Raw genomic sequence first — 12,878 nt, 5'->3', positions numbered from 1 at the left:
GTGAAGGGTCTTGCGTTTGCCGGGCGGTGCCGCGCCCTGCCGATCGGGGTGGGGTGCAGGGCTCATGCTGCGTTCTCCCGGTTTGCGTCTGCCGCAAGGCGGCGCAGCCCGTCGCGATAGGGTGTCCATAATCTGGTGCCGTTGAGCGCCACATCGCCCAGTTCGCGCTGACGCTGTGCGGCGGGATTATGCGAGGCCAGTGTGCGGGCATTGCGCCAATGCCGATCGAGACGCCGCGTTTCGGAAGTGGCCGAGGCACCGCCAACCTCGAACAGGGCCGTGGCAGCTTCAAGCGTCTGCTGCGCGATGATCTGCTGCGCCTTGAAGATTTCCTCCTGGGCCTTTTCGATGGCATCGTCATCATGCTGCCCGGCAAGGAAGAGCGGCTCGATCTCCTCAAGCGCCTGTGCTCCGCGATCAGCAAGCACAGCGGTCGAGTAGGCAAGAGAGGACAGACGTCCCACGACGCTCTGCACGATCGGGTCATCCTTCTGGACCACCTTGCCCGGCACGCCGAATACCCGCTCGCGCGGGCGGACAAAATCCATCGCATCGCGCAGCACGGCCTGGGCGATGCCTGCGAGGGTCGTGTTGTGGAATTGCTGGTAATAGGCCCCAAGGAAAGGCTGGCTTGGCGGGGCGTCAGATGGTGAGCGTTCGACAATCTGCCAGGGCTGCAGCGGGACCTGCTCGAAAATTGTGGTGCCGCTGCCGGTCAGGCGTTGGCCAAACCCGTCCCAGTCGTCCAGTCGGGTAACGCCGGGGGCGTCTGCAGGCACGAGCACGCGCACCCTGTCACTGCCGAAAGTGGCCCAGACGATAATCCAGTCAGCATAGAGCGTTCCGGTCGAGTAGTATTTGCGTCCGTTCAGCCGCAGCCCCTCAGGGGCCTCGGTAACCTGGGTGGTGACGCTCGTCTCGTTATTGCGCTCGGCCATGGCCGCGCCCAGAACCCGGTTTTCGCGTATCAGGCCGCGCCACCGTTCGGCATCCGGCAATCCGGCGCGCAGCGTTTCAACGAAGGCAAAATGCGCCCGGAAAATCTGTGGAATATTGGAGTCCGCGCTGGCGAGGTCACGCAGGACCCTGAAGCTTTGAGACAGGCTCAAACCTGCCCCGCCTGCCGCCTTGTCCAGACGCAACCGACCAAATCCGGCCTGAGCCAGAGCGGCAACAGCGTCATGCGCAGGGGCTCTTTCACAGTCGCGCTGCGCGGCATCTCGAGCAATAACGCGAAAAATCTCTGTGAAAACCATGACAAAATCCCTAAGGAAGGACTGAATTTAGTGAATTCAACAACAAAAAATAGTTGTTATATCGACATAACAGAATGGAATGATATTTTTTGTCAACGGTGAATCACGTTAAATTCGTTAATCACTATTATAGATCGTTATAATGTATAGCCGACGGTTAGGCGTCCTGCCTGGTCTGGGTGATCCGTGCTCCGCACTTGACGGCTCTTCCTGCACTGTCGCCTGAGGGGTAGAAACGGGGCCAGTTGATGCAGCATGGCGAATAGCGGGGCAGGGGCGGCAAATGGCAGGCGAAGCTTATCTCGATGAATGGAAAGCAGCGCTCAGCCGGGCGACGGGTGCGCTCTATCTCGTCATGGTCGAATGTATTGCCCATGCGATCCGCAAGGGGGATTTGCAGGAGGGTGAGAGGCTCCCCCCTCAGCGCGAGATGGCTGCCCGTCTGGGCACCAATCTCAGCACGGTAACCCGCGCCATTGGCGAGGCGCAAAAGCGCGGCCTGCTCGATGCAACGGTCGGACGCGGTACATTCGTCAGGATCAACGCGGGCGATGGTTCGTGGCGTCAGACCGGCGCCAGCGTGATCGATCTCACCATGAACTCACCGCCTCTTCCCCGCGACCCGTCCCTACAGGCCATGATACAGGGCGAGATCGCCTCCATATTTCGCCATCAGGATGTGCAGTCCCTGATGTCATACCGCGTGACTGGCGGAACGCAGCAGGATCGCCAGCTCGGGATCAACTGGCTGGCTCCCGTTCTGGGGCGCAGGCGGGCAGGTGAACTGCTGATTGTGCCGGGCGCCCAGGTTGCGCTGTCGGCCATCATGAGTTCTCTCGTCAGGCCGGGTGAGGCGATTGTCACGGATTATCTGACCTATCCGGGCATGAGGTCGATTGCCGCCCAGTTTGGCTATGTGCTGCTTGGGGTCGATCATGATGAGGAGGGAATGAATCCCGAGGCACTGGACGAACTCTGCGCGCAGCACAGACCCCGGGTTCTGTATTGCACCCCGACCCTTCACAATCCGACCGCTGCCACATGGTCAGTCGCCCGGCGTGAGGCCATACTTGGCATCGCCAGACGCTATCAGGTGCAGATTGTCGAGGACGATCCCTATAGTCTCCTCCTCAAGGCGCCCCCGCCGACACTGGCAATGCTCGATCCGACACGTGTCATCTATGTCGCCACCTTGTCCAAGGTGCTCAGCCCCGGTTTGCGCACGGCTTACATCGTCCTGCCCGGCGCGGAGATGACCCGCCGCATCACCTCGGGCGTGCGGGCCATCTGTCAGGCCAAGGCAGGCCTGCTGGACGCGCTCGTGTCACGCTGGATCGAGACCGGTATTGCCCAGCAATGCCTGCGCGGCATCCGCGAAGAACTGACACAGCGTCATCATGTGCTGCGGCAGGTAATGAGCGATCATTTTCATGACCGTTCACCCAGCCCTCATGTATGGCTGCCTTTGCCCGAATGGTGGACCAGTGCCGATTTCGTGGCGTTCGCGAGGCGGCAGGGGCTGGCTCTTGTGCCCGGCTCTGTCTTTGCGGTGACCGGGCATGCACCCCCGGCGGTGAGGATCGCACTTGGAAGCGCCCCTGACCTCTCCGGGCTGCGGGACTCGCTTATCAATCTGCGTTCAGTGCTGGATTATCGCCCCGCCAGCGGATTTTCCGATATTGTGTGACCGAGACAGTGCGTTCTGTCGTTCACGAAAAAGAGAGCGAAAAACCACAAGTTTTCAATGGTATGGGGTTGTCGCAATGGTTTGTCATTGAATGATCGGTATATTGTTTGGTGTTGTATCGGATAATGTTCCCGAAAATCGTCAATAGCTTCTTTTGTATGGCCTTTTGGTCCATACAATATTTTGCATTTGCAGTCAGTTTCGGTCATGGTGCGAGGAGGGAACAGGGTGTTCCGGTTCTGCCATACGCGGCGGGGCTGGGTGGCCCTCTCCAGGAAAACCAGCAACGGGATGGCGCCGGGGATATTCGCTCCACCGTCGACGCCTCTCCGTCAGGGAGAGTAAGAATGACCGCAGAAGTCGCCAACATGTCGCTGGAAATAAGAGAAGCGAAGGCGCAGCGCCGTCTGCGCTACCGTATGATTGCCATGGTGGTCGGCGTGCTTATGTTCCACGTCTGTCTTGCCTGGGCCATCGCGGGCACTTCGGTCGACATGCAGGACCACTTCCACACCAATTACTGGGCTCTTGGCGCCACGTTGTTCTGGGCCATGTATGCGGTTTACAACATGAGCGTCTCGTAAGGGCGCTCACCCTCTCTTACGCGCGACGAGGCGGCCATGACGCGGCGATAGATCGCCTCGTAATTGTCGATCATCGTCTCGCGGCTATAGAAAGCCTCTGCCCTGTACCGGGGAAGCGACCTGTCGATGCGTGACGCCTCCCGGATCGCCAGAGCAAGGCCGTCAACATCCCCCGGTGACGCATAACGTCCGGCTGTCTCGCCGATGATCTCTCTTGCAGCACCCTGATCGAACGATGCCACAGGCAATCCGCTCGCCATGGCCTCGACAGCAATCAGGCCAAAAGGCTCATCCCAGCAGGGCGTGAATAGCAAAAGCGCGGCCCGCTGCATCTCGTTCGACAAGGCGGCGCCTTCCAGAACGCCGCCATAACTGATGCCCTCGCTCAACTCAGGTGCGATCTCCTGATCGAAATAGGCTCTGTCCTCCAGATACCCGAAGAGACGAAGCGACATATTGGCGCGTTTTGCCGCTGCGATGGCCAGATGCGGACCCTTGTTGCGTGTTATCCGCCCGCACCAGATGGCGTGATCGCCTCCCGCGGCACCGAAGGGCCAGCAGGCCACATCGATCCCGTTATGCACAACCATGCTCTCGGGCGGGACGGCCTGCCCCCACCATGAGATGTTCTGTCGGGCGGATGTCACTGTGACATGATGGGTATCACTCAGTGTGTCGCGCACCACGCCGTGTATGGCGTCAAATGGCGGGACATGCAGCGACGTCACGCAAGGCAGGCCGGTACGTTTTGCTTCCTGCATCACAAAACGATGGAGGGAGTTGTTGTGAACAATGTCATAGTGTCCCGAAAAAATCCGGTGGCGGGCCGCGCCAAAGGCCTTGTCGAGAACGGTGTAGAGCTCCGGATGGGGGGTCGTATTTTCCCAAGGGTAGTCGCGGTCATAGTGAACAGGCAGCAAAGAATCGATCGTAAAGGCGGGATCGCTGTCACCCGCAGCGAAAAGCGTGACGTCATGCCCCCGCGCCATCAGGCCTCGCGCGAGATGAAAACTATGCGCCTCCATCCCACCCTTGAATGGTTCGGCAATCGGGTGGCGCGGATGCGCCACCAGGGCAATGCGGAGCGGGCGGTTCATGATGACGACCCGTCACTCAGCCGCGATGGCGACAGGGTTCACCGCGTCGGGGCGTAAAGAGCCATGAGGTACTGGCAGGGGCGGGGCAGTTTCAGTCGGTCGCAGCGCAGCGAAAGCGGCTTCACGTGTTGCCTGACGCTGCTCAAGAATTCTGATGACCGAAGCCGTATTGGCATAGGGCTGATGAGCCTGCTGTCCTGTCAGGGCCAGATCGTCTGCATTGGGGGCACGCAGGATACGGATAGGTTGTCCGGGCGTGTCATCGATCAGCCCCATGAGCCGGAAGGCGTGAAGCCAGTGGCCCATGGTCCGGTAGCCCCATTTGCTCTGAAAAATCTCGGCGTTCCGAACAACCGTCTCAAGATGGTGAACGGGCGGCATATGATGCGTGTGGTGCTGATGGTAGACGCGTGCGCCATTGACCCAGGCCAAGGCATTGCCGGCAAGAGTGAAACCCTTGGCAAAATCCGTGTCCTCACCGCCATAGCCGATGAATCCTTCGTCGAACCCGCCAGAACTCGCGAAGCGTGTCCCGCGAATAGCGAAATTGAGCGACCAGAAGCAGCGATAATCCGGGCAGGATTCCACCCCGTAGGCCGGGGGGCCGCGTCGGTCGGAATGGCGCTCGCTGACGGCCTCGAAAGCAGCGTAGGTCCAACCTTCATCATTTGCCCCGGCGGGGAGGTACATGACCTCACCCATCAGCAGCCCGTCGCAGGTTTCCAGCGCATCCCGATAATCCCGCAGGCAATGCGGTGCCGGGATACAATCGATATCGAGAAATACGAGAGCCTCACCAATGGCTTGCGACGCCGCAAGATTACGCGCGGCAGACAGATTCATCACCCCGGCAGGGGCAAGGATCTGACGCGCGGGAAAATCCACCTCTGGCAGGTTTTCATAGGGCTTATCCTGCATCACGATAACGATGAATTCGTCAGGCTGGACGCTCTGGCGCGACAGACCGAGCATCATATTGGCCAGATGGCTGGCGCGCCCTCTGGCAAGGGTCAGAACCGAAAGCGTATTCATGGCAGGAAACTTTCATGCGCGGTGGCGCCGGTCATGGTGGAAGGGGGCTCATTCCAGAGGCGGGCAATCAGGGTCTCAAGCCAGTGCGCAACACCCTCGGCGGGACGATCATCTATGGCGCTGCGCTGGATGCCGGGCCGATGGTTCAAATAGGTCTCTTCCAGCGCTTTTGCCCAGGCGAGCGCCGAGGCAGGCATGTGCTGGCGTATGACGGCCATATGGGCGGCTTCGAGGCACTCGGCCTTGCGACGCTGTTCATCGAAATAGCGCCATTCCGGGATAGCAAGCCATGGCTTGCCGGCGGCGAGAATTTGCTGGCAGGTCGTATTGCCTGTGCTCGCAATGATGCAATCGGCCGCGGCGATATAGTCTGTCGCGTTGGATACCCACCCGCGATGAAGAATATTGCCAGGCTCTGTTGCGTGCCAGTCGCGTTCCAGCGCGCCGATTGTGACCCACAGGGCATCGGGGCGGTGGCGTGCGCCGACTGTGATGGGGGCCAGAGTGAAACCCGATCCGCCGCCGCCTGTCATGACAAGGATCATTTCCCTGTCTGGGGCGATGCCGATGCGTTGTCGGGCCACTTCCTTTTCAGGCAGGATCTCGGGCTTGCCGAGGCCACCGGCAAAGAAAATCTGCTGCAGCCGTGAGGTCGTCCATTCAGGTTGTGCTAGCTGGGCCGAAAACGGCGCCAGCAGACCGACTGCGCCATCATAAGCTGCCTGATGCCCCTCGTCGTCACGGTCGCCGTGTTGCAGGATCTTGATATGCGGCACACTGCACAGGCGGCAAAGCTGGGCAATTTCGGCCGAAACATCACAAATCATCAGGGCCGGGTCTGCCTCGACAAACCACGCCACTATCTGCCCCATAGCCTGCCGTATGCCGGGCCATCCAAGCGGCGCACAATGCAGGGTGCGGGGCGTGGGCATATCTGCCAGCGCCGCGTTTTCCACCCCGGTCGCTTCGAAAAGCGACGGAATGACGGTCAGGCTGACATGGGCGGGCAGGTCAGGAAACAGATCGGCGCGGGCACAGAAAATGCGTACCGGACGCGTATCGGGCAGAGCGTTGATGATCGCGAGGCAGCGCTCAGCATGACCGCGACCCTGATGATGCACGAAATAACCAATAGGGCGTGTCATGCGGACCATCCTGACAGTTGCGGCTGGGTTGCGCTGTCAATCAGCTGGGAGAATGCAGGCAAGGGAAGAACCGATGGCGCGATGTTGCCTGACGGCAAGACAGTAGTTGCAAGCCTGCGCGGGGCAGGGCGTGCCAAACGCTGACGCTGGCGTCCAAGCTTGCGGTAGAACTCGACAGAGTCCGCGGCGTAGTTTTCCCAGCCCAGGAGCGCCTGATGTCTGGTAGCTGACCCCGAAAGCCGTGCCCATAGTTCGGGCGACGACAGCAGATGGTTCAGCCTGTCCGTCAGGCTGTCTGGTGAATCAGGGGAGAAAAGCAGGCCATGCCCCAGTCTGGCGATGATATCGACCGGACCACCCCGATTTGTGGCAAGGACGGGCAGTCCGACCGAGGCCGCTTCGAGCAGGGTCAGACCGAAGGGTTCGTGACGCGCCGGATTGACCAAAACGCCTCTCGTATGAGCCGCAAACCGGTAAAGGCTGGCAACATCATGCGCCTCATGAGCAGCAGGTAGAGCAAATTGCCCCTCCAGCCCCGCTGCATGACGGATATGATGCAGTTGTGCAATTACACCGGCTTCTTCCGTGCCGGGTTGCACACCGGCATGTTGCCCCGCGAGAATGACCAGATTGGCGCGCTCGCGCAGGCCGGGATCACTTGCATAGGCCTGAGCCAAAAGGACAAGGTTCTTCTTCTCGACAGCGCGGGCGATTGCCAGAATGACGGGGCGATCAGGATGAGCCAGATGGCGGGCGATAAAGGTCCGTCCTTGCGCGGCGGGTGCGGGATCGAGCGTGGGGACGCCGGGTGTGATCTGGCGCAGACGTGAGCGGTTGAGCGCGACGCCGTAGCGGGGGATCTGGTGGCTCGCTTCATCGCGGGTTGAAACGATGATGCCATCGGCCTGAGCGATGGCGCTTCGCTCCATGGCGATACGCGCGTGCAAAGCCGGGCAATTGCGCCCTCCCGCCTGCAATTTGTCGATGCCTAGTGCATGGGGTGTGTAGATGACGGGAATATTCAGCTTTTGCGCAAGAGCGAGACCAAGCTGGGCAGCATCGGCAAAATGCACATGAATAGCGTCGTAACGCTGGTCCGGGCGGCTGGCATGGCGCAGCAGGGCTTCAGTCAGGTCAGGAAGGTCCGCAAGAGCGGCATCTTTTTCGCGGTAAGGCGAGGCAGGAGCACCGATGCGCCGGATCGTGATCTTGTCCGAGACACATTCGATCTCCTGATCGTGAATCAGACCAAGCATTTCATTACGAAAACGTCTCGTAATGATTGTGATATGATCAACGTCAGGACGGGCAGCCTGTGCACTGGCTGCCTCAAGCACATAAGCGATATGACCGCCCGTATCGGGCGTAATTCCGTAGGTAACCGGGGGCGCGCGAAGACAGCCGCCCAGCGCAATGTGAAGTATATGCACGCGTCACCTCGCTCATGGGGCGATGTAACGTTTTCGGGAGAGAACGGGTTGCGCCGCCTAGGGACTCATTCCGCGTCCCATTTCCTCGTGTGGCGCTTGAGAGACTCTCGTTGAATCACGAGCGGTCATGCAAAGCCGACTACGCATGGTTGTCGACACCAGTCCCACGCTGCAGCGCGTCCGGCGAGGATAGGGATGTGTATGCCCAAGGGAGTGGGCGACAGGCGTCATGGTTCGAGCCTGTCGCATCACGGAAAATCAGTCCCGGTTGATCAGGATATCAATCGGGGGGCGGCCATTGAGATAACCCAGCGAGAAAGCACCGGCCTCGGGCGCGATGCCGTCATGCAGCAGGCTGCGCCAGGCACCCTGAACAGGAAGCATTGTTTCGCTCAGGCCGCGATGGTGAATGCATAGTCCCTCATCGGGCGCCAGCGCCATTGTCAGCCGCGGCGCAATGATGAGACAGGAGCCTTCCATCGTTTGCCGCTGGAAGGCAATTACATGCTCTGCCAGAGGGCCGGTGGCCATCAGTGGCAGATAACGCCCGGAGGCAAAAAGATCCGTGTTCTCAAGGCGAAGAGCCAGAACGGTTTCGATCAATGCCTGCTTGATGCGCCCATTTTTCCACCCGGCGCTGCTTTGGGCAAAGGGCAGGGCTTCATCGAGCATTGACTGGTGGCCGGGATAATCGACGGGTCGGCGGTTATCCGGATCGACAAGGCTGAAATCCCAGGTTTCACGACCCTGATAAAGGTCGGGAACACCGGGGCTGGTCATGCGCAGCAATGTCTGTGACAGGCTGTTGAGCGTGGCGGCCGGGCTGATGCGCGCGACATAGGATGACAGGCCTTTGCCAAAGTCTCCGGTCATGCAGCGATGGGCGAAATCCAGACAGGCTTTCTCGTAGGCTTCGTCAGGATTGCTCCACCCGGTCTGGCTGCCGGCTTCACGCAGCGCCTTCGTCAGATAGGCGTCGATACGTTCGCTGTAATCGCTGAAACCAGCCTCATTTAGGGGCCAGGAAGAAATCAGCGTCTGGAAAATGAAATAGGCATCGGCCGATATGGGTGAGGGACCATGGGCAGTCTTTTCAAGGAAAGCCTGACTCTGGTCCAGCCAGCGCCGCGCCGTTTCAGGCCAGTTGGCCGCCGGCTCACTGAGAACCATGAGCCGAGCCCGTCCATCTTCCCCGCGCTTGTGGTCATGCGTTGCGGTGGTAAGGAGTGCCTGGGGGTGGTTGGCCAGACGCTCGATATTCATGCTGTGAAAGCTCTTCACAGGGGCTGCGAACCGATCGGGGCTGCAACCGACATCGTTGCGCGAGAGAAGGCGGGCATAGCGATAGAACGCTGTATCCTCACCTGCCTTGGCCGTGAGGGGCGCTGTGAGATGCTCGAAGCGTTCGAGAATATCCTGCCGTTCCGTCGTGTCGATCCGGGCATCGGCAAGGTACTGGCAAATCTGGTCCAGTATCTCGTGCTGATAGACAGGCAAAATCTGCTGTGCTGCGAGACGTGCCCTGTCGATGGCGCGAAAATCGGCACCGGAATCACCACCATCGGCGAAGTAGCTGCGATAGACCGGAAAGACGGTCAGAAGGGCGCGCAGGGCAACGCCAATGGCGTGCGGCGTAAGGTCACGACCCGACGGGAACTGCCCCGCAAGCCGCGCTGTCAGCGCCTCGAAATCGCCCACGAATGAAGTGTCGAGTTTTTCATGCCGGGCCCCGTGCTCGACGGTTTCAAAATCGGCCGGACCGTAAGCGGACCACAATTCGGTTAGTGGTGCCTCGCCACGTGGGTCATGAAGGGCAAGATCAACCTGTTCGAGAAAGTCGTAGCCAGTCGTCCCCGTGACCGGCCATTCCAGTGGCAGGATTTCGTTCTTCTGAAGGATTTTCTCGATGAAGAAAGGTGCCTGATCGCGCAGACCTTCCGGGCGCTCCCGCCGCAGGGTGTCCAGACGGGCGCGAAGTCTCGTGCAGTATTCCGCCGGGCGAGCGAGGCCATCGACATGGTCCACGCGCAAGCCGTCGATCAGGCCTTCACGATAGAGCTCGAAGACGAGTTTATGCGCGTCATCAAACACGTCCTTGCGGTCCATACGCAGGGCAACGAGGGAGGTAACATCGAAAAAACGGCGCCAGTTGACCAGATCGCCTGCAACGCGCCACCAGGCCAAACGGTAGTGCTGGGCCTCAAGCAGGGCTTCCAGTCTCTCCCTCCCGGTCTTGCTGTCAGGGGTGATCAGCGCGTTGAGTTTCGTCAGGGTCTCATCCGTTATGGCCGATGTTCTGACGCTTCCGGCCTCGGCAAGCAATCCGGCTTCGCTTTGTGCGGACAAAGGATAAAACTGATCGCCGTAATGGATGGCGAGATGGTTGGACGCCTCATGAAGCGCGATTTTCAGATCACCGCTCCTGATGGTGTCATCGAGGGGATCGCCGAGAAAAGGCAGCAGCACCTTGTTGTGCAGCATCGGGCTGGCTGGTGACCAGTCGATGTCGAAATGCTGGGCATAGGCGCTGTCGCGCCCGTGGCGCAGGACATCCATCCACCAGTGATTGGCGGAACCGACCCCCATATGGTTGGGGACAATATCGAGGATAAGCCCCATACCTTGGTCACGCAGCGCCGAAACCAGATTCTTTAGCCCTTCAATGCCGCCACGATCCGGGTCGATCGTGTGGCAATCGATCGTGTCATAGCCGTGCATGGAGCCAGGGGTGGAGGACAGGAGCGGCGATGCATAGACATGGCTGATCCCGAGCTTTCTGAAGTAGGGAACCAGCGGGACGGCGTCGTTGAGGGTGAATTCACGATGAAATTGCAGCCGCAGGGTTGCTGTCAGAGGCAGATAGGTCATGCGCGTCACTCCAGTCCGGCCACCAGACTGCCGGGTGGCAGTTCTTCTACGGCGCGTCGCGCTGCCGAGCTATAAAGGAGCGTGGCAGGTTCGGAAATCTTGCAGGTTTCGTGGTCCGAAAGATTGATGGCGATCGACAGGATTGATCCATCGTCGAGTTTCCAGCGCGCCAGCACCGATTTATCGCCAATCACGCTGGCATCGAGGCTGTGCACATTCGAGAGCCTCGGCACAAGAAAGCGTTTGCGCAGGGAGAGGAGGCTATGGGTGCGGTCAAGCCAGATACGCCCATCCAGCGTGGCGCGCTCATCACGATCCGGGCGCGACTGGTCGAAGGTCGAGAGCGCATTGGGGTCAGGGATGGTCTTGCGCTTTTCGGGATCCTGAAACGAGGCGAATTTGGCAAATTCCTTGCGTCTGCCCTCACGCACGGCGTCAGCCAGTTCATCATGAAAATCGCAGAAGAATAGGAAGGGTGTGGTGCAGCCCCATTCCTCCCCCATGAACAGCATCGGGACCATGGGGCTCAGCAGCAAAAGAGCATAGGCCGCATGGAGGGCTTCGTGCGCTGCGAGTGAAATCAGACGCTCGCCCATGGCACGGTTGCCGGTCTGGTCATGGTTTTGCAGGAACAGGATAAATTTGGTTGCGGGCAGGTCGCCGCTCGGCATGCCGCGTTTCTTGCCCGAATACGGGTTCATCTCACCCTGATAGGTAAATCCCTCATGCAAAACGCGGGCGAGTATGCGCGTGGGGTTATCGGCGAACATCTCATAATAGCCCTCCTTCTCCCCCGTGAGCATGACATGCAGTACGTTATGGCCGTCATCATTCCATTGGGCGGTATAGCCATCACGCAGAAGGCCTGCGTCGTTGTTTTCGTTTTCGAGAATGAGATGCACGTAGCGACCGGGCTCGATTGTCCCGGCGACGCGCTTGCGCAGCTTGCCGAACCACGCATGATCGGTAATGGCCGAGGCCGCATCGATGCGCACACCGTCAAACCGGAATTCCATCAGCCAGTAGAGCACATTGTCGATGAAGAAATCGGCCACTTCAGGCTGCGCAAAGGCAATGCCAGTGCCCCAGGTGGAGTTGTTGTCGTGATCGAAAAACGCTTCGGCGTAGTCGTGCAGGAAATTCCCGTCCGGGCCGAAATGGTTATAGACCACATCCAGCAACACCATCATGCCTTTGGCATGAGCCGTGTCGATGAGCCGCTTCAGCGAGTCAGGGTCGCCATAGGCCTGCGTCGGGGCGTAGGGCAGGACACCATCATACCCCCAGTTGCGTGTGCCGCCGAAGCTGTTGACGGGCATGATCTCGATGGCCGTGATACCCAGCGCCTTGAGCTCATCCAGACGATCGCGCACGCCATCGAAACCGCCGAGCAGGCCGGCATGGAGCTCGTAAATGACGGCTTCGACCCAAGGGCGCCCAGCCCAGTTCCGTGTTTTCCAGATATAGGAAGACGGGTCTGTCACGACGCTCGGCCCATGCACGCCATCCGGCTGACTACGGCTGGCCGGATCGGGAACGGCAAGATCGTCCCGTACGCGATAGCGATAGCGGGCACCTGACGGACATGACGTTGTCAGGGTGAACGTACCGTCAGATTCGGCCTGCATGGGCAGGGGCGCCTGGTTTTCCAGTTCGAGGCTGACGGCCTCGCATGACGGCGCCCAGAGCGCGAAACGCGTTGTTCCGTCACTCTGGGGGGTGGCACCAAAACGGGTCTGGTAGAGATACGCTTCTGGCATTGGTGCCTCCGGTTGGGGA

9 protein-coding genes are annotated in these 12,878 nt (G+C 59.8%); 2 read left to right on the top strand and 7 right to left on the bottom strand.

Going from position 1 to position 12,878, the window contains the following annotated elements:
- Positions 1-62: 62 nt before the first annotated feature.
- Positions 63-1,256, bottom strand: coding sequence for an acyl-CoA dehydrogenase family protein (locus tag Asbog_RS10930; protein WP_062165164.1), 1,194 nt, complete (start codon positions 1,254-1,256; stop codon positions 63-65).
- Between the two features lie 283 nt (positions 1,257-1,539).
- Here Asbog_RS10930 and Asbog_RS10925 point away from each other — a divergent pair, with 283 nt between their 5' ends.
- Together Asbog_RS10925 and Asbog_RS14405 are read left to right on the top strand one after the other, a co-directional pair.
- Positions 1,540-2,943, top strand: a complete 1,404-nt coding sequence (locus Asbog_RS10925) for an aminotransferase-like domain-containing protein (protein ID WP_062165163.1) — start codon at positions 1,540-1,542, stop codon at positions 2,941-2,943.
- A gap of 347 nt (positions 2,944-3,290) precedes the next feature.
- Positions 3,291-3,527 (top strand): hypothetical protein, encoded by a 237-nt coding sequence (locus tag Asbog_RS14405; RefSeq protein WP_146926341.1) that lies wholly within the window; start codon positions 3,291-3,293, stop codon positions 3,525-3,527.
- Here the strand turns inward: Asbog_RS14405 and Asbog_RS10915 are convergent.
- The 6 genes from Asbog_RS10915 to treZ all read right to left on the bottom strand — a co-directional run bounded on the left by Asbog_RS10915 (position 3,506) and on the right by treZ (position 12,859).
- Positions 3,506-4,624 carry a glycosyltransferase gene (locus Asbog_RS10915; protein WP_062165161.1) on the bottom strand — a complete coding sequence of 373 codons (1,119 nt, stop codon included), beginning with the start codon at positions 4,622-4,624 and terminating at the stop codon, positions 3,506-3,508. The two genes, Asbog_RS14405 and Asbog_RS10915, sit on opposite strands and share 22 nt — an antisense overlap.
- 12 nt (positions 4,625-4,636) lie before the next feature.
- Positions 4,637-5,656 carry a glycosyltransferase family 2 protein gene (locus Asbog_RS10910; protein ID WP_083510838.1) on the bottom strand — a complete coding sequence of 340 codons (1,020 nt, stop codon included), beginning with the start codon at positions 5,654-5,656 and terminating at the stop codon, positions 4,637-4,639.
- A complete protein-coding gene (locus Asbog_RS10905; RefSeq protein WP_062165160.1) occupies positions 5,653-6,801 on the bottom strand; it encodes a hypothetical protein in 1,149 nt (382 codons plus the stop codon). Before Asbog_RS10905 ends, Asbog_RS10910 begins: the two co-directional genes overlap by 4 nt.
- A complete protein-coding gene (locus Asbog_RS10900; protein WP_062165159.1) occupies positions 6,798-8,231 on the bottom strand; it encodes a glycosyltransferase in 1,434 nt (477 codons plus the stop codon). The genes Asbog_RS10905 and Asbog_RS10900 overlap by 4 nt, the downstream gene beginning before the upstream one ends.
- A gap of 258 nt (positions 8,232-8,489) precedes the next feature.
- The gene (treY, locus tag Asbog_RS10895) at positions 8,490-11,099 is read right to left on the bottom strand and encodes a malto-oligosyltrehalose synthase (protein WP_146926343.1); all 2,610 of its coding nucleotides are present in this window, start codon (positions 11,097-11,099) and stop codon (positions 8,490-8,492) included.
- A gap of 5 nt (positions 11,100-11,104) precedes the next feature.
- Positions 11,105-12,859: a malto-oligosyltrehalose trehalohydrolase gene (gene treZ, locus Asbog_RS10890; protein WP_062165157.1), complete on the bottom strand. Its 1,755-nt coding sequence runs from the start codon at positions 12,857-12,859 to the stop codon at positions 11,105-11,107.
- Positions 12,860-12,878: the final 19 nt, after the last annotated feature.

Origin of the sequence: Asaia bogorensis NBRC 16594, from assembly GCF_001547995.1 — a bacterium.
In the GTDB taxonomy this organism is placed as follows: Bacteria; Pseudomonadota; Alphaproteobacteria; order Acetobacterales; family Acetobacteraceae; genus Asaia; species Asaia bogorensis.
The sequence above is the reverse complement of the archived record's forward strand: the minus strand, read 5'-3'. Positions and strand labels throughout refer to the sequence as shown.